We start from the raw sequence: 25,628 nt of genomic DNA on the forward strand, positions 1-25,628 counted from the left end.
TGAATTGCCCATGATGCCCGAAAAGTTGAACCTTTCTTCGCTCCCAGGCAGGCGGAGCACCTGGATTGCCTTGGCAGCAGCCGCGGCCGCCCTACTGGTCGCCCTGGTGGTCATCGTCCCCAACTTCCGCACACCGGACGATGCAGGGAGCCGGGGAGAGAAGGCCCTCGACGCCGTCGCCTCCGCGCAGGCGGACTTCAAGGCGTCCCGGGGAACATATGGTTCGTACTGGCTGACAGGCGGAGACCACAGCCTGGACGCCGGCCACATAGTGCAGGCCAACGGGGTGGATGATCTGCGCAGCATCAGTTGCGCCGACGGATGGGTGGCTGCGGCGCGGACCGGCAGCGAAATCTTCCTTCGGTCAAGCCTGGACCAATCAACAGTGAAGGCAGGGGCCGGGGAAGTCCGCCGGCCGGGATGCATCACGCCTGAAGCCGTTGATTCAATGCTTGGTGACTTGGGCAGAATCGACCGGTCCCCGGCACCTGGAACATCAGCCGGGCGGCCGGCCGGTGCTTCCCAGTACCGCCCGAGCTACCACATCACCCCCGACCGGGACTGGATGAACGATCCCCAGCGCCCCTTTTTCCTCAACGGGCTGTGGCACTACTACTACCTCTACAACGCGGACCATCCGCACGGCAACGGAACCGAGTGGTACCACCTCACCAGCACGGACCTGGTGACGTGGAAGGTCGAGGGCGTAGCCATCCAGAAGTACAAAAACGGGCTGGGCGACATCGAAACCGGCAGCGCCGTGGTGGACTACGACAACACTGCCGGCTTCGGAAAAGGGGCAGTCATCTCCGTCCTGACCCAGCAAGACAAAGGCGTCCAGCGGCAGTCACTTTTCTATTCGACCGACGGCGGTTTCACCTTCCGGTCCTATGACGGAAACCCGGTGATGGAGAACCCCGGCGCGGAACACTGGCGCGACCCCAAGATTGTCCGGGACGAGGCCAACGGGCAGTGGCTGATGATCCTGGCCGAGGGCCACAAGCTGGGCATGTACACCTCCACGGACCTCAAGTCCTGGCGGTACGCGTCAGGCTTCGAGCGTTCCGGCCTGGGCATCCTTGAGTGCCCGGATCTGTTCCAGATGGACCTCGACGGCGACCCGGCCAAGAGAACCTGGGTCCTGGCGGCGAGCGCCAACGGAAGCGAAGAAGGCAGGACCACCGGCGTTGCCTACTGGACTGGAACCTGGGACGGGACCACCTTCACTCCTGCGGAGGACAAGCATCAGTGGATGGACTCAGGCTCCGACTTTTACGCCGCCGTGACGTGGGAGGACCCCAGGCTCACGGAAGGCCAGCGGATGCAGTCGCGGCAAGCCATGGGCTGGATCAACAACTGGGACTATGCCCGGAAACTCCCCACCCAGGACTGGCAGGGCGGGATGGACTCGATCGTGCGGGATATCCGGCTCAAGACTGTCCAAGGCAGGGCAGCCCTCGTCTCGACTCCTTCCAAGACCCTGGCCCGGCTCGAGGGAGAATCGTCGTCGTCCGGTCCCCAGACCATCACGCGTGAAGGAACTCAAGGGCTCCCTCCACTGCGGGACGGCGCCTACCGGCTGGACCTCACTGTTGAACGCGGCGACGGCGGATCAGAGGCGCTCCTGCAGTTCGCAAGTGGGGGCTCGATCTTCGCCACCGTCGGCTACAACTTCCAGGACGGGGCCGCCTTCGTTTCGCGGGAGCAGCCGGCTGCTGCAGACCTTGGCCCCCTGTTCACAGACAGGCGCACAGCGCCGGTTCCGCCCGGGAACGGCACGGTGGACCTGACCGTTTTCGTGGACCACTCCTCCATCGAAGTGTTCGTCAACGACGGCGAGCAGACGCTCACGTCGCTGGTCTTCCCCAAGTCGGAGGAGCAGTCCCTCAAGCTGGTGGCTGGCGGAGGAAGCCTCAGCCTCAGGAACCTGACGTATACGCCCCTGTCGTCCACCCGGTAACCCCCTCGCCCTCAGATTCTTCAGGCTCCGCCGAGCCGGCCGCCGTCGTCCATCCTAGCTGTGGTCAGTCCGTGGGGGAGACGCGGATGAGGTTTCCATCGGGATCTGCCACCACGAAGGTGCGGCCGAAGACTTCGTCGCGGGGTTCTTCGACGACGGTAACCCCCTTGGCAGTCCAAGCGGCGTAGCAGCTGTCCACTGCATCGCTGGAGCCCGGCAGCATGAGCCCCAGCTCGCTGGTGCGCGGGGTCGCCGGCGTCACACCGTCACTACGTCCCGACCAGAGAGCAAACAGCACGCCTGGAGCGACTTCGAAGGGGACGTAGCGAGGGGTGACCATGACCGGCTCCATCTCGAACAGGTCACTGTAGAAGCCGGTGGAGTGCTGGACATCGGTGACATAGATGAGGAACAGGTTCGGTGTTGCCATGTGACTCTCCTTCGTCGGCGTTGATGACGGTACCCAGCCTGTCACCCTCCCGGCGCAAAATCACGGCGTCACCCTGATCAGGCGGCCTTCTCCGAGTGCTCCGCGCACCGTACCCTGGCAATCAGTGACCCGCCGCCGTCGGCCTTTTCATACACAGTCACGTGATTTGTCACCCTGCCGCACTCGGGGCAGAAAGCGTGGTGCTGTTTCGTTCCCATACGGAGATGTTACGCAGGTGGACGTCACAAATGGCCAACCGAATGGATAAATGTGGAAGTCCACATCCTGTCAGCCGATCCGCTCGGCCCGATCCGCTCGGCCCGGGATTGCCCTCGACCTTGAGGCTCAGCCTGTTCAGTACTCACCCTTGATCACGAAGTACGAGCCGCGAATGACGCCCGCCAGCTTAGATTTCTGGCGGGCGAACTTGAAGCGCGGCGCCAGCTCCTCCGGAATCTCCATGCCTTCAGCAAGTTTGAACCCGACCGCACGCTTCCCGCCGTCGATGCCGTACATGACGTTGACGGACAGCCCCGACTCATAGAAGACGTATGCCATACGGAGACCTTCGACGTCGAAGGTGGTCGCCTCCAGTGGGCGGGATCCGATGACGATGTCACGTTCCTCCCGGAGGATCCGGCTCACCCACTCGACCGCCTCCGGCGCCTCACTTGCCGGGCTCACCGTGAACACGTGGCCGTATTTGTTCCGGTAGTACCGGGCCTCGTTGGCGCGCAGCCCGGCGAGGGCTTCGGCGACCGGAGACGATTCCAAACCGGCAGTGGAAACGCTCTCGAAGTCAACGACGTGCGGCATGCGGCCTCCTGGTCAGACGGGTTGGACCAATGCTAAGCCACATTCCGCGTCCCGGAGACTCCACGACCCCATGGGTAGAATCGAGGCCAAGACGAACGCAACCCCTTCCCCGGAGGTATGAAGAAACAATGTCAGAATGGCTCGAAGTCGGCGCGGACAACTATGTGCTGGTCACCGAAGGTTCGCTGCTGAACACAGGCCTGGTTGTCGGGTCCGAGCGGGCCATGGTGATCGATACCGGCTGCGGGCCGCGGCAGGGCCGCGAAATCCTGGACGCGGTGCGGGAAAAAACCCAGCTGCCGCTCGTGGTCGTCAACACCCACGCGCACTATGACCACTTCTTCGGCAACGCCGTCTTCGCGGACGACGGCGTCACCGAATTCTGGGCGCACCAGAACTGCGCCACTGAGATCGACGAGCGCGGGGACCTGCAGCGCCGCTTCGTCGGCACCCTGGAGCCGGAGATGTCCACCGGCGAAGGCGAGAACGTTGAACTGGTGGTTCCCAACGCTATCGTGAAGGACCAGCCGGTGCTGGTGGACCTTGGCGGGCTGACCGCCACGTTGTTCTACCTGGGCCGCGGCCACACCAGCGGCGACCTCCTGGTGGGCACTCCCACCACTCTCTACGTGGGCGACCTCGTGGAACAGGGCGCCCACCCGTCCTTCGAGGACTCCTATCCCGAGGAATGGGCAGACTCGCTGCGGCACATATCCGCGCTGCGTCACCGCTACGAATTCCTCATCCCGGGGCACGGCAAACCATGCAGCGACCAGTTCGTGAAAACCATGGCCAACACCATGACCACCGCCGTCCGCCAGGCTCTACAGTCCATCCGCGACAGCCCCAGTGACGCCACCAAGGCCATCCCCGTACTGCCCTACGGCCCGGAGCAGTCCCGCTGGTTCATCAAGCGCCTGCAGGAGACCCGCCCGCAGCACTAGCGCCAACCAGGCAGGGTTCATGAAATTTGGGCGTCGTGCATGTCGGCGTACGCGCTGGACCTAACCTGCTCTGGCTGCGGACCCGGCTTCGGGGTCGGTGGGGCAACCGGGCACTGGTAGTTGTAGTCAAGGGACCCGTCGGTGAATTGCGTCAGCGTGACTGTCCCGCGCGGTGTGAGAGGAGCGGACGCGCACTTGGCCCGCGCCGACGATGTTGAGTCTGCTCCCGCGATCCAGTTCTTGAGAGCGTAGAGATTGCTGTTGGGATTGACGTCGCCCACAATCTCGCCGAACTGGTAGGTCGTGGAATAGATGCCTACTTCTGCCCCGGTGCTCTTCAGATACGCGGTCATCCCTTCCAGCTCTGCTGCATTGGCAGCCTTGTCGGATAACCAGCTGTTTCCGGTTTCAACATCCAGCCACCACATATGGTGTGCTGCATCGCTGGCTGACCTCACGGTTTCGACGTCGTCAAAGGCCATGACGTACCCGTGGACGTAGGCACAGGCTGGGGATTCTCTGCCGTCGCACATCCCATAGGGGTTAGTGACTTCCGAACCTCGATAGGTGTTGGTTGCAGGCCACCATACGGATTGGACGGGCCCTGCGGAAGCCGTGTTTACATACACCGCTGCCGGAGTTCCGCCCTTCGCGGCTGAGGTGTTGGCAGCCCAGGCCAGTTGCGTCGCAAGACAGGGGTTGGCCGTGTTCGGCCGTCCGCCGTTCACACCGATGATCGCGAAATCCGGAGGTGCAGGAAGGTCACTGCCGCACTGCGGCCAGGAGATGTCGTTGCCCAGCACGACGGCCTCCACAGGTGACCCTGCATCAGTGTCTCCCGCGCTGGCCGGGCCCGCTTGCCAAGCGAAAAGCAGGCAGACAGCGATTAGGATTTTGACGCTTTTCATTCAAGGGCCCCACTTCCGGAACTGACAGCAACGGGCCTTGAGTAGCCCACTTCGGAGCCTAGAAGGCGTGTCCGTGTGGGTCATGGGTGGCCGGTACTGCAGTTCTGGACTGGATTCCGGGATTGACCCCTGCCATGTACCTGTTTCTGCCGGCACTCATACTTGTAAAAGGCGACACCCCAGCGACGCCACCAAGGCCATCCCCCCGTGGTGCCCTACGGCCCGGAGTAGTCCCGCTGGTGCGTCCTAGCCCAAACCAAGACGGGCGAAGCCCGCATGAAGGTCACGGATAATGACGGTGCCACTGCCCAGGAGCTTGGATTTGGCCCTGAATTGCTCGACGAGTGCAGCGCTGGGGCGGCCAAAGAGTTCGATCGACCGCATATGGTTCGCGATTGCACGCATGATCGCGTGGAACGGAGTGGGCATCAGTGCCGTCACAGCCCGCGTCGCATCGGCTCGGCACCATTGGCCTCCGCCGTCATTGAACGGATGGTGGACAGGATACGTTTCACGCGTCGCTGGGCGGCCGGCGCGATTCTCGGTGTCTCAGGTGCCGCGTTGCTGTGCGTCACCGACTCCGGCGCCGGGGTGGTTGCATCAGCAGCGGGCCCGCGGCGGCCACTGCCGACGATGCCCAGCGGTCAGGCGAGCTCCGCGAGAGGGACAAACAGGCCATCGCGCAAAAACTGACCTCCCGCCGTCGTCCGCTTTGCGTTGGATGCGGAAAGGCAACCGCAATGGGGCCAACCTTCAGTGGGCCGCAGTACCTACCGTCGATCCAAGTGCAGGCGTAGCGTCTATGCAAGGAGCAAGTCGGGGATCGACGGCGGACGCTAAATGGCCTGACGCCGCCGGTCTTGAGCCGTTGCAAGGAGGCGGGGATGGCTGGATGGAATGCTGACACGGCTGCCGGTCCGGTGGGGGCCGGCACAGTTACCTTGGTGGAAGGTTCTTCCTTCTGTATTTCCCTGGCGAATGGGGACATCCATCCGGAGCATCCGCATGGCGTTTTCCATGAGGACACCCGCATCCTGTCGCGCTGGAATCTGGCGGTCAACGGGCAGCCCCTGGAGCCGCTCACGGCTTCGACGCAGGAACCCTACCGCGCCTTGTTTGTTGGCCGTGTTCCGCGTTCCGATGGGTACGCGGACAGCCCCCTGATCGTGGAGCGCCTGCGGGAAGTCGGGGCGGGAATCATGGAGGAGATCACCATCCGGAACTACTCTTCGGATGAAGCCGAGTGCGTGATCACCTTCATTGTTGAATCGGACTTTGCGGATCTGTTCGAAGTAAAGGAGGCGCGGGTCCAGCGGCGCTGGGAAGAAGCCCGCCACGTTGATGGCGACTCGCTGAGCATCAGGGCCGTCTGGCAGGACGTCCGGAAGGGCGTCGTCGTGAACGCCGGCGGGGCGTTCGTCACGCCGGACGCACTGTCCTACCGCGCCGTTGTCCCGCCGCACGGGCAGTGGAGCACCGCGCTGGCCGTGGTGCCCACCGTCGACGGCACGGCAGCGGCGGCGCCGTTCGTGCGTCCTGCGCGGGGTGAGATTTCTCCCAGCGACCGCCGCCGCCAGGAATGGGTGGCGAAGATCCCCAAACTCCATATGACAAACCGATCCATCGAACGGACTCTGAGACGCAGCTACGACGACCTGGGCGCGCTCCGCATTGAGGATCCAGCCCATCCGGAGCGGATCGTGGTGGCAGCCGGCGCGCCGTGGTTCATGACGCTCTTCGGCCGGGACTCGCTCTGGGCTTCGGAAATGTCGCTCCCGGTGGACCCGTCCCTGGCACTCGGCACGCTGCAGACGCTGGCCGACCGGCAGGGCAGCGTGGTGGATCCCATGAGCGAGGAGGAGCCGGGCAAGATCCTGCACGAGGTTCGCCTGGGTGTCTCCAGCGGGCTTTCGCTGGGTGGTAAGGCCGTCTACTACGGCAGCGTCGACGCCACGCCGCAGTTCGTGATGGCACTTGGCTCCGTTAGCCGCTGGGGCTTTGCCAAGGACACCATCGCCGCGCTCCTGCCCCATGCGGACCGCGCCCTGGACTGGATCCGCAACTACGGGGACAAGGACGGGGACGGCTTCGTCGAATATGAGCGCCTCAACGAACAGGGCCTCATCAACCAGGGCTGGAAGGATTCCTGGGACGGCATCAACTTCGCCGACGGCCGTATTGCCGAGCCCCCCATCGCGCTCTGCGAAGTCCAGGCTTTGGTCTATTCGGCGTTCCTTTCCCGGGCATGGATGGCCTACGACGCCGGCGACGCGCCCCTGGCGGCGCAGCTCGCCCAGGAAGCGGCCCAGTTAAAGAAACGGTTCAACGACGAGTTCTGGATGCCGGACAGGGGCTACTACGCGGTCGCCCTGGACGGCGAGAAGCGGCAGGTGGACGCGTGTGCGTCCAACATGGGGCAGTGCCTGTGGCAGGGCATCGTCGACGAGGACAAGGCACCCTTGGTTGCTGAGCGGCTTATGTCCCCCGAAATGTTCAGCGGGTGGGGCGTGCGGACCCTCGCCAGCGACATGGGCGCCTACAACCCAGCCAGCTACCACAACGGCTCGGTCTGGCCGCATGACAACGCGGTCATCGCGGCCGGCCTGATCCGCTATGGCTTCGTGGAAGAGGCCCAGCGGATCTCCACAGCCCTCTTCGAGGCGGCCGATTACAGCGGCGGCCGGCTTCCGGAGCTCTTCTGCGGCTTCAGCCGTGACCAGATACCCGAGCCCGTGCCGTACCCCACGGCCTGCTCCCCGCAAGCCTGGGCAGCCACCACGCCGATCATGCTCGTGACGAGCCTGATGCGCTATGACGCCCATATTTCCAGGGGCGGCTTCTGGATGGACCCGGCCCTCCCGGAGTCCTACGGCGACCTGCACATCACCAACGCACCCATGGCGGGAGGCCGGATCACCATCGATATCGCGGGTTCAGAGCCTTCCGTGCAGGGGCTGCCCGAGGGAATAACGTTCCATCGCGAACACCGGCCCTGGCTGACGGAGCTGATGGCGGAAGCCGGGCTGGGTGGCGGGGGCCTGCCAGCCAAGCGGCATTAAGGCAACGAGGGCGTGGAGAATAAGCATTAGATGGTGACAGGAGAAAGATGATGAATTTAGGACCTGAGCCAGAATCGCCGCCGGAAGTACCGGATGCCGATGCCCTTGAACAGCAGACGCCGGTCCTCCCTGAGGGTTCGGATGAGTTTGAGCGCATGAAGCCGCTACCTGATGATGCCCCCGAAGCCGATGTCATTGAACAGCGCACAGAGGTGCTGCCCGGTGGTGCGGGCCGGCAGGACTAGAGGGTGTTTCTGGAGTTGAGGCTGCGGAAGCAGACTATATCGAGCAGGCTCTTGCGCCCTCCTTCGACGATGAAGAGGACGACCTGAAGAGCCCGAAGAGATCCGCTAGAAGCCGTGGCGTAAAGGGCCGCCCTGCTGCCGGCTCCGGGGACAAAATCAAGCGGCAAGGCTATTGCAGCCAGGTCACATACAGCATGACTTGATCCGCCGGAAACATTGTGCCTGTACTCTCGCGGAATGGGTATCTCTGGGGGCACACAGTACGCACGCGACTCGCGGCGGGAGCTCCGGCGCCGCCGGATGCAGCTTATTTCCTATGTTTTGCTGGCCGTACTGGCGGCCGCCACCGTGGGCGTGGTGCTGTTGGCGCTCGAGCGCTGAACCGCCTTCGGGGGTTGGAGCTTGGGGGCGTAGGAAAACGATTACCCGTTTTCACCGTAGCGTGACTTGTCATTGCGGAAGCGGATGGATAGCGTGTTCCTGATCCGTATGGGGGATCCCTGCTTGCCAATGGAGGTCTGTTGTGGCCCTATCCAATTTTGTGTTCGCGCTCGCTGCGCTGCTGGGTACGCTGCTGATACCCTTTGGTGTCCTGTACTGCCTGCTGCGGCTCAAGCGCCGTGCTTTGCAGGTTACCGTCTCCCGGAGTGACCGATCCTAGCCATGCCCTACGTCGACATCAACCCGCACAAACGCCGTCCCAAATGGCAGGCCTACGCCATCCTGGCCGTGCTGCTGGTCCTCACCGCCGCCGTCGTGACCCATGCCCTGACACGGGTCTGACAGCCGGATTCTGCCCAAGCACCTAGACTTACTGTTTGAACCAGACCGTAAAGTGCCGCAGAACCTTTTGCCCGATGTCCTGGGGGGACAGATATGCCTGATCCGGCGGATAAGAACCCACGTGCCCTTGCACAGGATGCAGATCAAGGGCAGCCGCAGCTGCGCCGACGCCGTGACCTCCGTCGCGCTGACGGCGGGCTGACGGATGTCCGGACAGGAACTATGCCAGCCGTAACTCCCGATCCCGTTAGCCAGCCCGACGCCGGCCAGCCCGTCATCCGCCGTAGTTCCTGGGCGGAGGCGGCCGCCGCAGCCGATGCAGCAAAAACCTCCGGCCACGTCCCGGCGCCCACCCGCAGGCCCTCGGTGGCTCCCGTGTCGCTCGAACCCGAGACCGGTCAGCCGGAAGCTGCCCTCCCTGCCTTCGACGCTTCGGAAGCAGCCCGGCCGGCTGCTCCGGAACTAAGCACCTCCGCAGCGACGCGGACCGTCGTCGACCCCGCCCCGCCGTCGTCGGACACCCCTGAGGAAGCCCCTGCGTTCCGCCGCAGCCGGACGGCCACTGCTGACGCCATCGCCGGCAGCCCTATGCCGGACTTCATCAGCTCGCCTGGCCTGTTCGTCCGCGAGCAGAAGCCCCGGCCTGTGGGCGGCCTTCGCGGCGCCATTTACTCGCTTACTGGCGGGGCATGGAACCTGGGCCCCGGGACCAAGCAGCGCCAGGAAGACGAACTGGGCCGCCGCATCTCGCGCCAGCTGCAGGGCAGCTACAACACGGCGGTGCTGAGCCTCAAAGGCGGCATCGGCAAGACTTCAACCACCGTGGGCGTCGGCCTGACACTGGCTGAATTCCGCGGTGATGCACCGTGCGCCATTGATGCCAACCCTGATTCGGGCGACCTGGTGGAGCGCGCGCTGGGCGAGGGCATCTACCAGCAGGCCAGCCCCCGCACCATCACGGACCTGCTCAAGAACATCGAATCCATCGATTCCCTCACGGCCCTTGCCCGGTACATGCACCACGCGGGCCGGCTACACCTGATCGCCGGGGAGCAGGACCCGGAGGTCTCCGACTCGCTCACGGCCGCCGAATACCTGAGGATCCGCCGTCTCATCTCCAGCTACTACTCGGTGGCGCTGACGGACTGCGGCACCGGCGTGACTCACAATGCCATGAGCGGGATCCTGCAGTCCGCCGACAACCTCGTCATCGCCGCGGGCTACGCGGTTAGCGGCGCCAAGCGCGCCCGCAGCACCCTGCAGTGGCTGGCCCATCACGGCTACGAGGACCTGGCCCGGGACGCGATTGTGGTCATCACGGACAAGGACGAGGTCTCCTCCCGTGTGGACAAGGACGCCATTGAGGAGCACCTTTCCGGCATCTGCCGCGAGCTCATCGCCGTTCCCCACGACCGCGGAGTGGCCGACGGCGACCTGGTCACCTTGGAGGTGCTGAAGCCCGAGACCCGGCGCGCCTACAAGGAGATCGCCGCGGCCATTGTGGACGGGTACCGGTAGGAATTGCGGTTCGTTCGACTTTGCGGGCCTGCCTAGGCGCACCTCCGGATTCTGCCTCCACTTGCGCCTCGTCAATGGGACGGACATATTGTCAGACCCTGCTGAGATGCTTTTCTTATGGAGAGCACTGGTGCTTGGACAGGGGGAAACGAGGAGGCTTTCGAAGCCGCCGGCGGGCTCGAAGCCGCCGAAGGGTTTGAGGCCTCCGCCGCGGCGCTGTCCTCTGTCGCAGCGTCCGTTGCGGTTCTCTGGCGGATCATCGGACCGGATTTCGGTGGCCATGTGGATGGCCTTTGTTCTGGCGGCCGTGACTCCGATCTCTTGCGGCGACGGGTCGATGCCTGCCTGGATGCCCTGACCGAGCTAGTCCGGTTCGAGGCCAAAGCCGCGGCCCTGAAAGTACTGATCGCTGCTGCATTCATCGAGGGCTCAGAGGCCCTTTCATCCCCGGCGGCCACCGCCCAAGAAGCTACGGCTCAGGAAATGTCCACGGTCGCAGAGGTTGCGTGCGTTATGACAGTCAGCGAACGCAGCGCGGGCGCACTCCTCGCCCAGTCTCACCAGCTCGTCAGCACCCTGCCCCTCACCCTCTCCGCACTGCAGGCCGGGAACATTTCGTGGCAGCACGCGCGGGTCATGGTCGATGAAACCGCAAGCCTTGACCCCGCCGGCGCAGCAGCGTTGGAGGCACATTTCCTGGACCCGCATGCACCAAACCCTGCCAGGGGGTGCCCGGCCGAGGAACTCGTCCCGTCGCGCTTCAGGCACAAGGCGCGGACCTGGCGCGAACGCCACCATCCTGTGTCCATCGAAAAGCGACACGCGAAGGGTGTCCAGGACCGGAGGCTGGAGTACGCCCCGGACAGGGACGGGATGGCCTGGCTCTCCGCCTACCTTCCCGCTGATCAGGCGGCCGGAATCTGGGACCGCATCACCAGCGCAGCCCGTACCCTACAGGGCCCGGAAGAGGGCCGGACCATCACCCAGCTGCGCGCTGACTTGGCAGCCACCTGGCTCCTCACCAACGACACCACCGGGCGCACGGCCGGTGGCGGAACGGGCGCTAGCGACGGCAGGGGCAGTAGCGCCGGCACTGGTGGTCACGTCCCGTTTGGCGGCTGCGTCCCGTCCCCGACGGCGCAGGTGCTCATCACTGTTCCGGCGCTGTCGTTACTGGGAGTTACGGACGATGCGGCCACCCTTGACGGATTCGGGCCGATCCCGCCCAGCATGGCCCGACGCCTCGTCAAGGACGGCGCCACATCCTTTCTGCGCGTCCTCACCGATCCGCGAGATGGCGCTCCGCTGGAAATCGGCCGCAAGAGCTACCGAATCACCAAGGCAATGCGGCAATGGCTCCATCTACGGGACGCCAAATGCCCGTTCCCAGGCTGCAATAACCACTCCCTCGACAATGAAGCCGACCATATCCTGGCCTGGGCCCACGGTGGCACCACAGGCATCAGCAATCTAGGGCAACCCTGCCGCAAGCACCACAAACTGAGACACATTACGCGCTGGCAACCCACCCCAGCCACGAAAGACAAACCACCCGGCTGGACGGCACCATCAGGGCGCCACTACCCCAGCGAACAACAGGACTGGGAGCCACCCACCTGGCCCGATCCGCACGACCCACTCACGGAACAGGCCGGCATCCCGTTGGGGCCTTGAGTCTGGATCAGGCCCGCATCCTATTGGGGCCTTGAGTCTGGATCAGGCGCGCATCCTGTTGGGGCCTTGAGTCTGGATCAGCCCCGCATCCCGTTGGGACTTGAGTCTGGATCAGGCCCTAGATCATGCGCTGCGTGAATCTTGAAGTGGGTCGCTTTTATTCGTCGTCAACAGGGGCATCCTGGCTTCCCAGACGGCGCTTGATCCTGATGGCTAGGGCAACGAAACCCGCGATGAGGATCAGCGCGACGACGCCCGCCATGACCAGCTCCGTGGGGAGCCCTCCGCTGCTGCTGGCCGGTGCTGCCGATGGGGACGCTGCCGACGGCGACGCTGTTGCTGGCGACGTTGATGCCGTCGACGAAGTAGCCGAAGGGCTGTTGCTGGCGTTGGTATCGCCGCTGGTATTGCCGCTACCTGCGGTGAACGTGAAGGTTCCTTCGATGGGGTGGCCGTCGGAGGACACCACCCGCCAGGTCACCGTGTAGTTCCCAGCAGGGGCCTCGGACTTGACCGGCTGGGTGACATGGTTATCCACGATGGACACCTGGCCGTCGGCCTGGTCGGTGCCCGTCGCATCCACAACGCGGATCACTGAGCCGATGGCGATAGGGGTGTTGCTGAAGGTCAGGCCGATCTTTCCCGGGACACTGCCAACAACAGAGTTGGCGCCCGGATCGGTTGACTCAAGGGTGTCGTGCGCCTGTGCCGCGGCACCGGGAAGCACCAGCATGAGTGACGTGGCCACGATCAGCAGGAAACCCCGGGGCCTAAATCCCAGACGGTGACTGTGAAGCGATTTCAAAACAGGTCCTTTCCGGAGGCGGCAATCCAGGTGGTGGCCGGACCTAGTCATCCGGCCACCGCAGGAACCGTTAGTGCTGAATGCTGGAACTTACTTGGCCGACCGGGTGCGCCGGCCTGCCAGGACGACGCCCAGTGCTGCAGCGCCGAGGACGAATCCTGCTGCGCCCAGGACAACGCCCCAGACCGACGTGCCGTCGTTGGAATCTGAGGAGGTTTGGCTGACGGGAGAAGCAGCGGCAGGCGACGCGGCAGCGGCGGCCGCATCGCCGCCGTCGGCCGTTGTCGTGAAGGCCGGGGCCGGATGCTTCGGCTCCGGCTGACCGTCGACCGTCTTTTCGTCCCAATTGACGACGGTTCCGTCGGTGTAGGTCTGCGCCGCGGGCAGGATCACTGTGGTCCCGGCCTGGGGGAGCTTGCCCACGGAGAGGGAGAACGACTGGTATTCGTTCTGCCCGATTTGGTGCGTTGAGTCGGCTGTCCAGATCACCGACGTCGGCGCTTTGGTAACGGTCGTGCCCGAAACGGTGACGGGTTTGGGCAGGTCGCTGGTGATGACCTGGGCGGTCCACCCTTCGACAGGTTTGACCGAGACCGACGTGAAGGGCGTGTTCGTGGGCAGTTTGACCTCAAGCTTGCTGGTCTTGGCCGTGGGGGACTCGTTGGGGACGTTGAATGTCAGGTGCGAGTAGCCGTTGGCGCCGGTGCTGTCAGGATCGACCTTCACGTGGGCGGAGGCCGCAGTGGCGGCCATGGCGATCATGCCAGTTGAAGCGGCGACGGCGGCAAGGGTCTTGAGGGTACGGCGGATGGAGGTTTTCACAATCATGCCTTCCAGGCAAAGGGTGCGCGCACCGGCCAGCGGCACGCCCTCTTAGGGCGGGCCTGTCGTTAGTGCTCTAACGGCCGGTGTGGCGCAGGGGAAACATAGACAAACGCCGGACCGCGGACGGACCGCGGTCTTGTTCTGGATTCGGTCCAGGCGGCGGGGTGGATGGCTTGTCCGCTCAGAGGGCGGCGCGGGACCTCGGCGGGCCGCGCAGCGCGGGCAGCCTGAGGGTCCTCCACCGGGAAGGAATGACAACAGGCGCTGGAAGCGGAAGGCGCGGCCAGGCCGGGACGAACAGTGCGGCCAGCAGTTGGATAAGGGGGCGAAGCCAGGCCGCCAATGCCCAGAGTGCCGCCTCGCCCCTGGCCAGGACCAGTGCGGTGATCACTGTGGCCGCGGCGTGAAGGATGAGCATCAAGGCCCCGGACGCTGCTGTTTGCGCCGCCTCCAAGGGAGCGGTCAAGGGCGCCGGGGAGAGCAATGAAACGCCATGGAGATGCCCGGAACTCGGGGTCAATCCAGCAGGCCCGGACAGGGCATGCACAGGCATGCCGTGCACCGACAATGCATCTACCGATAGAGCATCGAAGGCCCCGTGCAGGATCAACTGGCTGGAGCCGAGCAGCAGGATCATTACCGGTGCCGTGATCCTGATTTTGGTCAGAATCATGACGGGCGCCAGCACCAGGGCCAGCAGGCCAAAGCTGATCTCGGGTCCAGGCAGGGAACCGCCGGACAGCATGTGCGCACCGGCAGCCAGACCGAAGATGGCTGCGGCGACGGCAGCGGCGCGTGGGAAACGGAAAGGGGCATTCACGCCAGTCGCCGCCCTCCCGTCCTTAACATTGCCGCACTCCACTTTACGGAAAGCCGGTCGCCGGCCGTTAATTGTGGCCCTTGGAGGTGCCGAGCACGGCGGCGCCCTGGGACATCCCGGTCCTCAGGATTCGGACAGAGCCGTTACGCACGATGAAAGCAGGACACGCAATTGCTGTTGTTCGCCGGTATCGAGTCCCTGGCGCATCCGGCTCTCCACGGAACTGACAGCAGCACTGGCGGCCTGCAGGCGCTCTCGTCCGACGGCGGTGAGCTGCACCGGGACGGACCGCCCGGCGGGTGGCTGCTCATGCCGGGAAACGAGGTTGTCACGTTCGAGCGACTGCAGGAGCACGTTCATTGACTGCCGGGATACGAAGGCTCCGCGGGCCAGCTCGGAGTTGGAGAGCCCCGGCCGCTGGGCAAGGAGCTCAAGGCACGCGTACTGGGGCACCGTCATCCCCAGCGGGCGGAGCGCAGAATCCATCGCAGACCGCAGCGCACTGTGCGCCTGCTTAAGGAGGTAGCCGAGCGAGGTGTCGAGGTCCACTTGAGCTCCGTCTTGACGCATGTCAACATTCTGACATAGGTTTTGTATGTCAACATATTGACATAAACAGGAGGCAATGCCATGGCCGCTATCGGGCCCGATTTTATTTCCCTGCAAGTACAGGACCTCGAACGCTCGGCTGCGTTCTACGAACTGCAGCTTGGACTGAAGCGATCTAAGGCCGGCCCGCCACACGCCGTCGTCTTCGACACCCGGCCTGTTCCCTTCGCGGTGCGCGAACCGCTGCCAGGAACCAACATCGGCACGATCCCGCAGCCAGGAGAAGGCGTAGCGCTGTGGCTCCGCGCCACGGACGCCCAGCAGCTTCACGATGATCTTGCCGCCGCGGATACGACCATCACCTCCCCGCCGTTTGACGGGCCGTTCGGCCGCACGTTCACCTTCGCCGACCCTGACGGCTACAGAATCACGATCCACGACGGCGTCTGAACGGAGGGCTTGTCGCATATCGGGAGGCTGGTGACCGGGTAGCAGCCAAGTGCTCCTGGTCCTCGAAACAGGTACCGACTACTCGTGCGCGGGGGTGTTCCCGGTCCTTATCCTCGGACCATGATGAATCTGATGAATGCCGGGGGACGGCGCCGGCGGCCCGGGCGGCCAAAGCGAACGGCGGGGAACATCCTGCAGGATGTGGGCTGGACCGGGCTGTCCCTCATGGCAGCCGCCATCCTGCTTCCTGCGGTGGGCGCCAGTGCTTTGGCCCGGTCGCTGTCTTCGCGTGCGGCTCATCAGGTGCATTCAGCCGCTATTTGGTGTCCGGGATGTCCCGAGTGCGAACCCCGGTGATTTCCCTGCTCATGCCACCGGATTAACTGGATTAATACGGCGACGTTAATACCGCGCCGTTAAACAGCGCCAGCATCCTCTTTTGGTGATCGCTAACAATACTGGCCGGTACCCCTAGACCCGCCGCAAATTGCGGACTAGAGTCGGTTCTTGTCATAGTCCGGAGGGGACGCCTTGGGCGTTCGGGAAGGGGGAGTACATCACCGCTGATCAACACCATGTATTCAATGACCAACCCGCTGAAAGCCCCTCATAGGAGGGGCTTTCCCATGTCTTGCGGCCTCAAATTCGATGGCAGTTATCTTGAATGCCCGGCTATCTTGAGCGCCAGGCCCGTGAGAACCGGAGTGCGCGGCCTGGACTTTGCGCGAACAGGCAGATAATCCCCTCAAAAACGCGTAAACGGGGCATTATCTGCCGGTTCGCGCCGGGGTATTCGGTCCTGACCGTTCAGGCCGGGTGTTCTGGCCGGGTCTTAGGCGGCGAGCTTCTGGAGTGCTGTCTTGTGGAGTGCTGTGGCTGCGGCCGGCTGAAGGGGCGGCAGGATGCTGAAAGTGCAGTCTTCCTGTAGCGGATCGATGATCGCCGGAAGATGGCGGGTCTTGGAGCAGTCGCGCAACTGCTGCAGTGCATCCGGATCCACATAGGCGGCCCGCATGTCGAGTTCGAGGTTCAGGCCCTTCCGCAGCGCGTTGGCACGCTTCACCACGACGTAAAGTGCATGGATGCTGTGTACGGTGACGTGGCCCTTTGTTGATACCTGGGCCCGGGCGTCGTCGAGATCGACGCGGACAAGAATACTGAGCTTATCTGTCAAAACGATTCTGCTTTCCTCGGCGGCCGCTACGCTGCGGCCTGGTGGTTGCGACGCTGCAACCTCGTCCAGCGTAGACATCAAATGTGACCCACGCAACACCGCGGTCCGAATTCGTCATTTTGATGGAGGGAGTAATGCCCGGAACCGCTGTCAGCGCAAGGGTCCCGGCCGGACCTTATGGCCACTGATCGATCAGGCATTTCCCACTCATCCGGCCGGCTTAAGGGCGGTGCGGTCAGCGACACCGTGCTGGAAGCGGTTGACGAATACGCGGTAGCAAGAGTCGCAGCCACAACAGTCACACCCCGGACACCGGCACTGCAGTCTGGGGATCCAATACCCTTTTCCCTCCCAGGCTAGTGAACTGTGGAAGTTCCGGCCGATCCCCGCTCGCTGACAGCCAGCGTACTGGGACCGGAAGGCCCCTGTGAGGGCTGCCCAACGCTATGCTTCCGCTTCCAGCCACTCCTGAAACGTCTGGCGGCCGACGGCGGCTCCCGGCTCCGGGACCAGGGCACCGCTGCGCATCGCCTTGAACAGCCGTCCCGGGACGACGACGCCCAGGACCAGTTTGTTCCGCTGCCTCCTGCCGGCGTAGGCGCGGGCCAAGTCCGTGAGCTGCTCCATCCGTGGGCCGCCGAGATCTGCTGCCCGGCCCTGCGGGCCTGCCTCCGCCGCATCCATTAGGGCCCGGGCAACTTCGCGGGCGGCCACCGGCTGGGTGATCATTCTGGGCACCAGAGCCAGCGGGCCCATCGATGTGCGTTCAAGCACCTGCGGGACGAACTCGTGGAACTGGGTTGCGCGCAGGATCGTCCACGGAATCACTCCTCTGCTGACGGCGTGTTCCTGAGCCAGCTTTCCGGCGTAGTACCCCGTCGCTGCCTTGTCGATACCCACGATGGACAGTGCCAGATGGTGCATGACTCCTGCGGCCTTCTCCGCACGCAGCAGGTTGTTGGTGGTGGCTGTGAAGAACTCGACCGCCGGCTTTTCTGCCGCCGTCCGAATGTTGGCGACGTCGATCACAGTTTCCACGCCTTCCAGCGCCCGGTTGAGGCCATGGCCAGTGACCAGGTCCAGGCCTTCTGATCTGGATAGGCTGGTCACCTGGTGACCGCGGTCCCGGGCGATGCCCACGACGTAGTGGCCAACGGTTCCGGTTCCCCCGGCAACAGCGATGTTCATCCGTGTGCTTCCTTAGTGTTGGTGGCTGTTGCCTACTTTAGGGTCTTTTCAGGCGTTCAAGGGGTCATCAGCGTGAGCAAGCACGCACCTCGCACATCGTCACGGGGCCCTGCCTGGACAGACCCGGGTCATAAGATAAATCTGATGACTTTGCCAGATAGCCCGCAGCCTTTCAACTTCCGCAACATTGCCATTCCCGCGTTCGGGCCGGCGCTGTTGTTCTGTATTGGCGAAGGCGCCGTACTGCCGGTGGTGGTGCTTTCGGCCCGCGAGCTCGGGGCGTCCGTTGCCGTGTCCGCATTGATCGTCACGCTGATCGGGCTGGGATCGTGGTTCTTCAACCTGCCCGCTTCTCTCATCACGCTGAAGTTTGGCGAACGCTGGTCCATCGTCGGCGCGGCCGCGGCGGGCGCCCTGGCGCTGGCCGCCGCGGCAATGTCCTCCCTGATCCCCAACGGACTGTGGCTGCTGGCAGTGGCGATGACCGTCGTCGGAATGTCCGCGAGCGTCTTCAGCCTGGCCCGGCAGAAGTACCTCACCGAGGCAGTACCAGTGCAATTCCGGGCGCGGGCGCTGTCCACGCTGGGCGGCGTGAGCAGGATCGGCGTTTTTGTCGGACCGTTTGTGGGGGCCGCAGCCATGCAGTTCGCGGGGATCGCCGGCGCCTACTGGGTGGGTGTGGTGGGGATGGGAGCGGCAGCAGTCCTGGCCGTCACCATCCCGGACCTGGTGGTTCCGCCCGCGCCCGACGGCGGGCACAAAGGCCCCGAACCCACCCTGCGGAATGTCGCCGTCGCCCACGGCGGAGTGTTCCTGACCCTGGGCGTGGGCATCCTGCTGCTCAGCGCGCTGCGCGCCTCCCGGCAGGTGGTCATCCCGCTGTGGGCCGATCATCTGGGCATGGACGCCACCCAGGCCTCGCTGATCTACGGCCTGTCCGGGGCCATCGACATGCTGGTCTTCTACCCCGCCGGCAAGCTCATGGACCGCCGAGGTCGGCAATGGGTGGCGATACCCTCCACCATCATCATGGGCATCGCGTTGCTGCTGATTCCCTTTACGGCGTCGTTCACCGGCTTGCTGCTGGCGGCCCTGCTGATCGGCTTCGGCAACGGCATCAGCTCGGGGCTGATCATGACCCTCGGTGCCGACTTCTCGCCGGACCGGGGCCGCGGCCAGTTCCTGGGCCTGTGGCGGTTCATCTCGGATGCGGGCTCAACCGGCGGGCCGGTGCTCCTCTCCGGGGTCACGGCAGTGGCAACTCTCGGTTCGGGCGTCTCAGCCACGGCGGGACTGGGCTTCGCAGCGGCGGCCGTGTTCGCCGTCGTGCTTCCCCGGCTCCGGCACCGCCGGAACTACTAACAACTCAGCGTCCGCGTCAAGGGCGGACTGGTCCAGATGTTGGTTGAGTTGGGGACTTTGTACTGGCCCCTGATTTCCACTCGCCAAGTGTCCGACAACAAGTACGAAGTGGTGTAAGGCGACTTGGCTGGCTGCTGCCCAAGTTCGGCGGTGTATACCGGGGAGGGATTCGTGCCGCTGAAAATCTTCAATTCGTAATAGTTCGCGTTTGCTACATGGCCATAGTTCTTGACAGTGATGGTGGCTCGGAGCAGCAGCACGTCACAGGTGATGGTAACGTTCGTTGGCTGTTCCGCGGGTGCCAGGAGCGTTGCTGTGGAGTAACTGGTGGCGGCCTGGCCGGTGCCAGTGAACGAGGCGTTGGCCGCCGGCGCGAGCGTCAATGCCAGTATCAGGCACAGCACCACGCCGACCGCCCGGGCCGCAGAACCGATCCCCGGTCTACTCACTGGCAGCGGCTTCCGGGTCCTTGCGCCAGATGGATGCCAGTAACCCGATCACCAGGACAGCAGGTGCCCCGTATATGAGCGTGTTCTGTACCGCCGGCTGGCGCAGGGCGCGGATGGCCTGCCCCGCGTAGGGGACGGTGAGGACGTGCCGGTCAACGGTGCTGCCCTGGAAAGTTGCGGTCCACGGATCCACGCCGTTGTTGGCGTCCCCCTTGGTGCTGACCGACGTCGTACCGTCCTGGTTGGTAAGGATCTCGACGACGCGGTGGGTCTCCACCCGCTGGTCCTCCACGGGGATGTGATAGGTGATGATGTCGCCCACCCGGATATCGCTGACGGCGGTTGGTGCCGTGACCACGACCTCCCCCGGGTTAATCAGGGGAGCCATGGAACCGGTGAGCATAGTCGACGTCTGGTAGCCCAGGACACGGGGGCCGACGGCGAATGCCAGGAACGCTGCCACCGCGACGACGAACATTGCCGTGGTGAGGGCGCTGACGGTCCGCCGTATGGCGGCCTTGGAGCGGCTGGTCTGAACTGCGGTGTTTTCGGTGTTGCTGACGAAATCACGGGAAGGTGCGGTGTTGGAAGTCCCGGCGCCGCTGCCAGGTGCAAGGCGGCGCCGGGACGGCTCAGTTTCCGCGGCGACAGCATGTGCCGGGGTGAAATCAGATACTGTGCTCATCGCTGCCAAGCCTTCAGGTGAGTCCGGTTAGTGGTGCAGGGAGTTGTGCGCGGCGTACCTGTTACTTGACGGTGCCTGTGCGCTGCGTGCCCGTGAAGGCGAAATCGATGGTACTGGTGAGGCCCTGGAAGTTGTTGTCAGCCGTAGTGGGCAGGGAAGTGGTGACCTTCAGGTTGTCTGCGCCCGCCGCCGTGAGGGCGGCAAGGTTGGCCAGGGTCCTGTTGGCGCCGATGATGGAGGTCTTGGCGAGGACCGTGGCGGGTGTGCCGGAACAGGTGTCAGCGCCTCCGGCCACCACTGTCCACGCCGTAGTGCAGGATTCGATGGTCACCTGCAGGCCGTTGGTGACGTCCGTGGTCAGAATGTTGGCCGTTGTAGGCGTGGGGCTGGTGGTGCTCAGAGTGACCGCGTTCAGGTCCGAGTTGCCCGCCGGGTTGGACAGCGTCACGAACTTCTCAACGGAGTCACCGGGGAGCAGGCCCGTAACGGCGACGGCGAGGGTGTTGGTGCCTGTCAGGCTAATGACGGTGGTGCCGGCGGTCACTGCCTGGCTGGCGTTCGTCGTGGAGGTGAAGGCGCCGTAGGTTCCCATGCCCGCGACGGCGGCGGCAGTGCCCACCAGTGCGACGGAGGCCAGGATCTTGCCGGATGTGGTTTTCATGCTGATACCCATGAGAAGTGTCCTTTTGTGTGTCTAGATGCCCTGCCCCAGCCGGGCCAATCGGGCCCCCAGCGGGCCGATCGTGTGCCAGGCTCACATGGGCTGGCAAGAACCACTATTCATGGGCTCGATCAAATAACACCGTGGTATTTCATCAAGATTCCGTCAGGATTCACGGACATTGGCGCAGGTCAGGGCCACATACGCCCAACTAGGTAGCAGCAGGGGTCGTTTTGGGCGCTCAAAACGACCCCTGCTGCTACCCACTTGGGGGAGGAAAACAGGACCGGAGCGGTCAGAGCGAAGGCGGGACCCGCCGTCGGGCTGCGTACGCAAAGAGGGATGTGGTGGCGACGGTGGCCAGATACCCGGCAATGACGATGAGCGAGATTCCGGCCCAGAAGTAGTTGGTGGTGCTGTCCTCCCGGCCGGGACCCGGCAGCATCCTGGACAGCGAAAACACCGCCACCACGGCGGAAGCCAGCCCGATCATCACAGGCAGCGTAAGCCAGATCTTGGCGGACCCCCAGTGCTTGCCGAAGCCCTCCCACACGTTCCACCAACCGTGATACCGCAGGATCAGCCAGCCCGCCGGGATCATGAAGGCGCCCACCAGCAGGAACGCAGCCACCACATCGGCAGGGCGGTGCCACTGGTTGATCAGCGTGGAGACGCCGGACGCGATCGCAAAGGTTCCGCCGACGAAACCTGCCATGGGGCGCCAGCGCGGTGATGCCATCAGGAACACTGCCGCCGCCGCTGACGCCGCGAGGGTGGTGTGGCCGGAAGGAAGCGAGTTCAGCTCCAGCGTGATCACGCCCTTGTCCGGCCGGGGCGGAAGTACATCCTTGAGTATCTGGGTGGCGATATTTGCGCCAATGCACGCGGCGACGGCGATCCCCGCAGCAGCCCATCTGCGCCGGATCACCGTGACGAAGAGAACCACGACGGCGGCCATCACCAGGGAGATGGTGGGCAGCCAGTCCAGGAACTGGGTGGCCGCCTTGCCTGCCGGGCCATGGATGTCCACGGCCTCAACCAGTGCGGACTCGTCGATGAACTGGCCGGTGGTGGTCTGGACGAAGTAGTAGTAGGTAACGATCAGTCCCACGACGCAGGCCAGCGTGGCGAAGGCGAACATGAAACCGGAGCCAGGGGCGGGTCGCTGTGAACTCCGGGGCGGGGCCTGCCGTGACATGGTCATCAGTTAAGGGTGTCACAGAAAACTGGGAGTCGCTTTCGGCCCCGTGTCGGGGTGGCATAGAAAACTGGGAGCGCCTTCAGGGGGGCAGGGGTATTGTCGGCTACAAGCCAGGTGCCCCGCCCGGGGTTCGGCACAGGCGCAGCCCGCCAAGGAGTTCCCCGATTGACCCAGTTTGTTGATGGCATTCTGAACGTTCCGCCGGTCCTCGCCTACGTTGTGGTGGCCTGCCTGGTATTTGCCGAGGACGCATTGTTCATCGGGTTCATCCTGCCCGGTGAGACGGCCGCCGTGCTGGGCGGGGTAGTGGCCAGCCGCGGAAACGTCCAGTTGTGGCTGATGATGGTGCTGGTAGTGCTTGCGGCAGTGGTCGGTGACTCGGTGGGCTACGAAGTGGGCAAACACTTCGGTCCACGGTTTCTTGACCTGCCGGTCCTGCGGAAGAGGCGCAGGAAACTCGAGGAGGCACAGGATTTTCTCCGCCGCAGGGGAGGGGCCGCCGTTTTCCTCGGACGGTTCGTGGCGTTCTTTCGGGCAGTCATGCCTGCGCTGGCAGGCACCGCGCGCATGCCCTATCTGCGCTTTCTCGCATTCAACGTTGCCGGAGGGATTGTCTGGGGGACAGGTTTCGTGCTGCTCGGCTTCCTGGCCGGCAACTCCTACGAGACCGTGGCGAAGGCAGCAGGGCGCGACATCGCCGTCGTCGTGGTTTTGCTGGCGGTCATCGCATTGGTTGCGTGGCGCGTGCGGAAGGCCCGGAGCGAACGGGATCGCCGTGAAGAACCGGAAGCCGGCTGATACGCGGACTTGCGTTCAGGCTTCCGGCCCGGCGCCTTGGCGTCCGGGGGCAGAGGGTCTAACGTCACAGCCAAGGGGACCTTCCGGTCATGTCCTGTCATGTCCCCTCCGGTCCGGTTCGAAGGAGGCATTGTGGTGGCCATCATCAATAACGCTGTGTACGTGGACGGCCGTCGGACAGCGGATCCCGATGACCTCGATGAGACCTTCTTCCTCCTGCGCCAGCGGGAGGGAATGGCGTGGATCGGACTCTACCGGCCGGATGTGGCTGAACTCCGGTCCGTGGCCGAGGAGTTCGACCTCAACCCCCTGGCCGTCGAGGACGCACTGGCCGGCCACCAGCGGGCAAAGCTGGAACACTATGGCGAATGCCTCTTCCTGGTGCTCCGCCCCGCCAGCTACCTCGACGACGAGGAAAGAGTGGAGTTCGGCGAGATCCACGTGTTCGCCGGCCAGGACTACGTGGTGACCGTCCGGCATGCCGAATCCCCGGACCTGGCCAAAGTGCGGAGCCGGATGGAGTCCCAGCCCGGGTTCCTCGCACTGGGGCCCGACGCGGTGCTCTACGGAATCCTGGATCAGGTGGTAGACGAGTATGAACCCGTCGTCGCCGGACTCGAGAACGACGTTGACGAGATCGAGGACGACCTGTTCGGCGCCGATCCGGATGTTTCCCGCCGGATCTACGAGCTTTCCCGCCAGGTCATCACTTTCCAGCGGGCCACCGGCCCGCTCGTGGGCATGATTCAGGAGCTGATGGCGGGCACTCCGGAGCGCGAGCCCGGGAAGGAACTGCAGGACCACTTCCGTGACGTGCTGGACCACGTGATCAGGCTGAACGATCGGGTCGCGTCCTTCCGCACCCTGCTGCAGAACGCGCTCGCAGTCAACGCGGCCCTCGTGGCGCAGCGCCAGAACGACGAGATGCGGAGGCTCACCGAATCCAGTTATGAACAGAACGAGCAGGTCAAGCGCATTTCGTCCTGGGCCGCCATTCTCTTCGCGCCCACTCTGGTGGCATCGATCTACGGCATGAATTTCCATGACATGCCCGAACTCAACTGGTTCTTTGGCTACCCCTTTGCCCTGAGCCTGATGGTCGCCATGGGGCTTGGCCTGTACCTGATGTTCAAGCGCAACAAATGGATCTAGGCCCCGTGGCCGTCCGTCCAGGAGCATCCGCCGCCCTTCGCCCCGGACCCCGCGGCGCCGCAGGCTGATGCTCCCGGTACAGTGAAACGCATGCCCGCCCACGCCCCTTCGCCGCTTGTCTTCCCCTCCGTGGATGAGCTGCTGGCCGGCGCGCACGTGGTCAGCATCCCGCTGCGGGTGAAGTTCCGGGGCATCCTGGAGCGCGAATCCCTGCTGCTGCGGGGCCCTCTCGGCTGGGGCGAATTCTGCCCGTTCCCCGAGTACCCGGATGCCGAGGCTTCCCGCTGGCTCGCCGCCGCCGTCGAGGCTGGCTGGCAGGGGTTCCCGCCCGCCCTGCGGACCAGCATTCCCGTTAACGCCACCGTTCCCGCGGTTTCCGCGGACCGGGTCCCTGACGTTCTCGCCCGCTTCGGACGCGTGGACGCCGTCAAGGTCAAGGTGGCCGAACGGGGCCAGACCCTCGACGACGACGCCGCCCGCCTCGCCGCCGTCCGGGCTGCCCTGCCGGACGCCGCCATCCGGGTGGACGCCAACGGCGGCTGGGACGTGCAGCAGGCGGTGGACGCACTGACCCGGCTCGCCGCCGTCGGGCTTGAATATGCCGAGCAGCCCGTGCCGACCATCGAGGGCCTCGCCGAAGTGCGCCGCCGGCTGCGCGCTGCCGGTACGGCCGTGCCCATCGCTGCCGACGAGAGTGTGCGCAAGGAGGATGACCCGCTCAAGGTGGCGCGGGCCGGCGCGGCCGACCTCATCGTGGTCAAGGTGGCGCCGCTGGGGGGAGTCCGTCGGGCCCTGGACATCGTGGCGCAGGCGGGGCTGCCCGCCGTCGTGAGCTCGGCCCTGGACACCTCGGTGGGGATCCGTGCCGGGCTGGCGCTCGCCGCTGCGCTCCCGGAACTGCCGTACGCGTGCGGGCTGGGGACTGTGTCCCTGTTCGCCTCTGACATCACGGCAGATCCGCTGGTGGCCGACGACGGCGCCATCCGGCTCCGCGACGTACACGCCGACGCGGGGCTGCTGGAGCGGTTCGCGGCTTCACGGGAACGCCGGGACTGGTGGCTGGACCGCCTCCGCCGGGTGCACGCATTATCGCAGGTCACCGGCGGTTCATGAGAACTTCATCTGGCTGACGGCTCCGCGTAGGAACCTGCTGACAGGGTGGGGAAACCGCA

The 25,628-nt window shown here is 64.6% G+C and carries 27 protein-coding genes; 13 read left to right on the forward strand and 14 right to left on the reverse strand.

All coding sequences use genetic code 11. The features are described 5' to 3' along the window. Positions 1-70 precede the first annotated feature (70 nt). Complete coding sequence (locus QFZ40_RS03725; protein ID WP_306902921.1) at positions 71-1,960, forward strand: glycoside hydrolase family 32 protein; 1,890 nt, start codon at positions 71-73, stop codon at positions 1,958-1,960. Positions 1,961-2,024: 64 nt separating this feature from the next. Here QFZ40_RS03725 and QFZ40_RS03730 read toward each other — a convergent pair whose 3' ends face one another. Together QFZ40_RS03730 and QFZ40_RS03735 are read right to left on the reverse strand one after the other, a co-directional pair. Further along, on the reverse strand, positions 2,025-2,390 hold the full coding sequence (locus QFZ40_RS03730; RefSeq protein WP_306902922.1) for a VOC family protein: 366 nt from the start codon (positions 2,388-2,390) through the stop codon (positions 2,025-2,027). A 354-nt stretch (positions 2,391-2,744) separates the two neighbouring features. Further along, positions 2,745-3,206, reverse strand: coding sequence for a phage tail protein (locus QFZ40_RS03735; protein ID WP_306902923.1), 462 nt, complete (start codon positions 3,204-3,206; stop codon positions 2,745-2,747). Between the two features lie 128 nt (positions 3,207-3,334). On the opposite strand from QFZ40_RS03735, the gene QFZ40_RS03740 reads away from it, so the two are divergent. After that, the gene (locus tag QFZ40_RS03740; protein ID WP_306902924.1) at positions 3,335-4,150 is read left to right on the forward strand and encodes an MBL fold metallo-hydrolase; all 816 of its coding nucleotides are present in this window, start codon (positions 3,335-3,337) and stop codon (positions 4,148-4,150) included. A gap of 17 nt (positions 4,151-4,167) precedes the next feature. Here QFZ40_RS03740 and QFZ40_RS03745 read toward each other — a convergent pair whose 3' ends face one another. Beyond that, positions 4,168-5,058 (reverse strand): hypothetical protein, encoded by an 891-nt coding sequence (locus QFZ40_RS03745; protein ID WP_306902925.1) that lies wholly within the window; start codon positions 5,056-5,058, stop codon positions 4,168-4,170. A 246-nt stretch (positions 5,059-5,304) separates the two neighbouring features. Beyond that, on the reverse strand, positions 5,305-5,487 hold the full coding sequence (locus QFZ40_RS03750) for a hypothetical protein (protein ID WP_306902926.1): 183 nt from the start codon (positions 5,485-5,487) through the stop codon (positions 5,305-5,307). Between the two features lie 455 nt (positions 5,488-5,942). Between QFZ40_RS03750 and QFZ40_RS03755 the strand changes: the two genes are divergently transcribed. The 6 genes from QFZ40_RS03755 to QFZ40_RS03780 all read left to right on the forward strand — a co-directional run bounded on the left by QFZ40_RS03755 (position 5,943) and on the right by QFZ40_RS03780 (position 12,337). Next, complete coding sequence (locus QFZ40_RS03755) at positions 5,943-8,117, forward strand: amylo-alpha-1,6-glucosidase (protein ID WP_306902927.1); 2,175 nt, start codon at positions 5,943-5,945, stop codon at positions 8,115-8,117. Between the two features lie 47 nt (positions 8,118-8,164). After that, positions 8,165-8,362, forward strand: a complete 198-nt coding sequence (locus QFZ40_RS03760; RefSeq protein ID WP_306902928.1) for a hypothetical protein — start codon at positions 8,165-8,167, stop codon at positions 8,360-8,362. 237 nt (positions 8,363-8,599) lie between these two features. Further along, positions 8,600-8,743, forward strand: coding sequence for a hypothetical protein (locus tag QFZ40_RS03765; protein ID WP_306902929.1), 144 nt, complete (start codon positions 8,600-8,602; stop codon positions 8,741-8,743). A 142-nt stretch (positions 8,744-8,885) separates the two neighbouring features. Continuing rightward, entirely contained in the window at positions 8,886-9,023 is a 138-nt protein-coding gene (locus QFZ40_RS03770) for a hypothetical protein (protein ID WP_306902930.1), read from the forward strand. A 215-nt stretch (positions 9,024-9,238) separates the two neighbouring features. Further along, positions 9,239-10,663, forward strand: coding sequence for a MinD/ParA family ATP-binding protein (locus tag QFZ40_RS03775; RefSeq protein ID WP_373427386.1), 1,425 nt, complete (start codon positions 9,239-9,241; stop codon positions 10,661-10,663). Between the two features lie 117 nt (positions 10,664-10,780). Then, positions 10,781-12,337 carry an HNH endonuclease signature motif containing protein gene (locus tag QFZ40_RS03780; protein ID WP_306902933.1) on the forward strand — a complete coding sequence of 519 codons (1,557 nt, stop codon included), beginning with the start codon at positions 10,781-10,783 and terminating at the stop codon, positions 12,335-12,337. A 157-nt stretch (positions 12,338-12,494) separates the two neighbouring features. Here QFZ40_RS03780 and QFZ40_RS03785 read toward each other — a convergent pair whose 3' ends face one another. The 4 genes from QFZ40_RS03785 to QFZ40_RS03800 all read right to left on the reverse strand — a co-directional run bounded on the left by QFZ40_RS03785 (position 12,495) and on the right by QFZ40_RS03800 (position 15,357). After that, the gene (locus QFZ40_RS03785; RefSeq protein WP_306902935.1) at positions 12,495-13,085 is read right to left on the reverse strand and encodes a copper resistance CopC family protein; all 591 of its coding nucleotides are present in this window, start codon (positions 13,083-13,085) and stop codon (positions 12,495-12,497) included. 147 nt (positions 13,086-13,232) lie between these two features. Further along, entirely contained in the window at positions 13,233-13,964 is a 732-nt protein-coding gene (locus QFZ40_RS03790) for a YcnI family copper-binding membrane protein (RefSeq protein WP_373427387.1), read from the reverse strand. A 184-nt stretch (positions 13,965-14,148) separates the two neighbouring features. Then, positions 14,149-14,787 (reverse strand): hypothetical protein, encoded by a 639-nt coding sequence (locus QFZ40_RS03795; protein WP_306902938.1) that lies wholly within the window; start codon positions 14,785-14,787, stop codon positions 14,149-14,151. Positions 14,788-14,910: 123 nt separating this feature from the next. Then, positions 14,911-15,357, reverse strand: coding sequence for a MarR family winged helix-turn-helix transcriptional regulator (locus QFZ40_RS03800; protein ID WP_306902940.1), 447 nt, complete (start codon positions 15,355-15,357; stop codon positions 14,911-14,913). Between the two features lie 60 nt (positions 15,358-15,417). On the opposite strand from QFZ40_RS03800, the gene QFZ40_RS03805 reads away from it, so the two are divergent. Then, positions 15,418-15,786 carry a VOC family protein gene (locus tag QFZ40_RS03805; RefSeq protein ID WP_306902942.1) on the forward strand — a complete coding sequence of 123 codons (369 nt, stop codon included), beginning with the start codon at positions 15,418-15,420 and terminating at the stop codon, positions 15,784-15,786. Between the two features lie 832 nt (positions 15,787-16,618). Here the strand turns inward: QFZ40_RS03805 and QFZ40_RS03810 are convergent. Next, positions 16,619-17,038, reverse strand: a complete 420-nt coding sequence (locus QFZ40_RS03810) for a hypothetical protein (protein WP_306902943.1) — start codon at positions 17,036-17,038, stop codon at positions 16,619-16,621. Between the two features lie 366 nt (positions 17,039-17,404). Beyond that, entirely contained in the window at positions 17,405-18,148 is a 744-nt protein-coding gene (locus tag QFZ40_RS03815) for an SDR family oxidoreductase (protein WP_306902944.1), read from the reverse strand. 144 nt (positions 18,149-18,292) lie between these two features. Between QFZ40_RS03815 and QFZ40_RS03820 the strand changes: the two genes are divergently transcribed. After that, entirely contained in the window at positions 18,293-19,510 is a 1,218-nt protein-coding gene (locus QFZ40_RS03820; RefSeq protein ID WP_306902945.1) for an MFS transporter, read from the forward strand. On the opposite strand, the gene QFZ40_RS03825 is transcribed toward QFZ40_RS03820, so the two are convergent. The 4 genes from QFZ40_RS03825 to QFZ40_RS03840 all read right to left on the reverse strand — a co-directional run bounded on the left by QFZ40_RS03825 (position 19,507) and on the right by QFZ40_RS03840 (position 22,509). Continuing rightward, positions 19,507-19,959, reverse strand: coding sequence for a hypothetical protein (locus QFZ40_RS03825; protein WP_306902946.1), 453 nt, complete (start codon positions 19,957-19,959; stop codon positions 19,507-19,509). The two genes, QFZ40_RS03820 and QFZ40_RS03825, sit on opposite strands and share 4 nt — an antisense overlap. Continuing rightward, on the reverse strand, positions 19,952-20,644 hold the full coding sequence (locus tag QFZ40_RS03830) for a signal peptidase I (RefSeq protein WP_306902947.1): 693 nt from the start codon (positions 20,642-20,644) through the stop codon (positions 19,952-19,954). The genes QFZ40_RS03825 and QFZ40_RS03830 overlap by 8 nt, the downstream gene beginning before the upstream one ends. 61 nt (positions 20,645-20,705) lie before the next feature. Then, a complete protein-coding gene (locus QFZ40_RS03835) occupies positions 20,706-21,305 on the reverse strand; it encodes a TasA family protein (protein WP_306902949.1) in 600 nt (199 codons plus the stop codon). 295 nt (positions 21,306-21,600) lie between these two features. Then, positions 21,601-22,509 carry a phosphatase PAP2 family protein gene (locus QFZ40_RS03840; protein WP_306902950.1) on the reverse strand — a complete coding sequence of 303 codons (909 nt, stop codon included), beginning with the start codon at positions 22,507-22,509 and terminating at the stop codon, positions 21,601-21,603. A gap of 162 nt (positions 22,510-22,671) precedes the next feature. On the opposite strand from QFZ40_RS03840, the gene QFZ40_RS03845 reads away from it, so the two are divergent. The 3 genes from QFZ40_RS03845 to QFZ40_RS03855 all read left to right on the forward strand — a co-directional run bounded on the left by QFZ40_RS03845 (position 22,672) and on the right by QFZ40_RS03855 (position 25,569). Then, positions 22,672-23,304, forward strand: coding sequence for a DedA family protein (locus tag QFZ40_RS03845; RefSeq protein ID WP_306902951.1), 633 nt, complete (start codon positions 22,672-22,674; stop codon positions 23,302-23,304). A gap of 135 nt (positions 23,305-23,439) precedes the next feature. Beyond that, positions 23,440-24,456 carry a magnesium and cobalt transport protein CorA gene (locus QFZ40_RS03850; RefSeq protein ID WP_306906811.1) on the forward strand — a complete coding sequence of 339 codons (1,017 nt, stop codon included), beginning with the start codon at positions 23,440-23,442 and terminating at the stop codon, positions 24,454-24,456. Between the two features lie 90 nt (positions 24,457-24,546). Further along, on the forward strand, positions 24,547-25,569 hold the full coding sequence (locus QFZ40_RS03855; protein WP_306902952.1) for an o-succinylbenzoate synthase: 1,023 nt from the start codon (positions 24,547-24,549) through the stop codon (positions 25,567-25,569). Positions 25,570-25,628 lie beyond the last annotated feature (59 nt).

It is taken from the genome of Arthrobacter pascens (assembly GCF_030816475.1).
In the GTDB taxonomy this organism is placed as follows: Bacteria; Actinomycetota; Actinomycetes; order Actinomycetales; family Micrococcaceae; genus Arthrobacter; species Arthrobacter pascens_B.

Coding starts and splice junctions, on each gene's coding strand:
- QFZ40_RS03730 (WP_306902922.1), bottom strand. CDS start 2,390: ATGGCAACACCGAACCTGTTCCTCATCTATGTCACCGATGTCCAGCAC.
- QFZ40_RS03735 (WP_306902923.1), bottom strand. CDS start 3,206: ATGCCGCACGTCGTTGACTTCGAGAGCGTTTCCACTGCCGGTTTGGAA.
- QFZ40_RS03740 (WP_306902924.1), top strand. CDS start 3,335: ATGTCAGAATGGCTCGAAGTCGGCGCGGACAACTATGTGCTGGTCACC.
- QFZ40_RS03745 (WP_306902925.1), bottom strand. CDS start 5,058: ATGAAAAGCGTCAAAATCCTAATCGCTGTCTGCCTGCTTTTCGCTTGG.
- QFZ40_RS03750 (WP_306902926.1), bottom strand. CDS start 5,487: ATGCCCACTCCGTTCCACGCGATCATGCGTGCAATCGCGAACCATATG.
- QFZ40_RS03755 (WP_306902927.1), top strand. CDS start 5,943: ATGGCTGGATGGAATGCTGACACGGCTGCCGGTCCGGTGGGGGCCGGC.
- QFZ40_RS03760 (WP_306902928.1), top strand. CDS start 8,165: ATGATGAATTTAGGACCTGAGCCAGAATCGCCGCCGGAAGTACCGGAT.
- QFZ40_RS03765 (WP_306902929.1), top strand. CDS start 8,600: ATGGGTATCTCTGGGGGCACACAGTACGCACGCGACTCGCGGCGGGAG.
- QFZ40_RS03775 (WP_373427386.1), top strand. CDS start 9,239: ATGCCTGATCCGGCGGATAAGAACCCACGTGCCCTTGCACAGGATGCA.
- QFZ40_RS03780 (WP_306902933.1), top strand. CDS start 10,781: ATGGAGAGCACTGGTGCTTGGACAGGGGGAAACGAGGAGGCTTTCGAA.
- QFZ40_RS03800 (WP_306902940.1), bottom strand. CDS start 15,357: ATGCGTCAAGACGGAGCTCAAGTGGACCTCGACACCTCGCTCGGCTAC.
- QFZ40_RS03805 (WP_306902942.1), top strand. CDS start 15,418: ATGGCCGCTATCGGGCCCGATTTTATTTCCCTGCAAGTACAGGACCTC.
- QFZ40_RS03810 (WP_306902943.1), bottom strand. CDS start 17,038: ATGTCTACGCTGGACGAGGTTGCAGCGTCGCAACCACCAGGCCGCAGC.
- QFZ40_RS03815 (WP_306902944.1), bottom strand. CDS start 18,148: ATGAACATCGCTGTTGCCGGGGGAACCGGAACCGTTGGCCACTACGTC.
- QFZ40_RS03820 (WP_306902945.1), top strand. CDS start 18,293: ATGACTTTGCCAGATAGCCCGCAGCCTTTCAACTTCCGCAACATTGCC.
- QFZ40_RS03830 (WP_306902947.1), bottom strand. CDS start 20,644: ATGAGCACAGTATCTGATTTCACCCCGGCACATGCTGTCGCCGCGGAA.
- QFZ40_RS03835 (WP_306902949.1), bottom strand. CDS start 21,305: ATGAAAACCACATCCGGCAAGATCCTGGCCTCCGTCGCACTGGTGGGC.
- QFZ40_RS03840 (WP_306902950.1), bottom strand. CDS start 22,509: ATGACCATGTCACGGCAGGCCCCGCCCCGGAGTTCACAGCGACCCGCC.
- QFZ40_RS03855 (WP_306902952.1), top strand. CDS start 24,547: ATGCCCGCCCACGCCCCTTCGCCGCTTGTCTTCCCCTCCGTGGATGAG.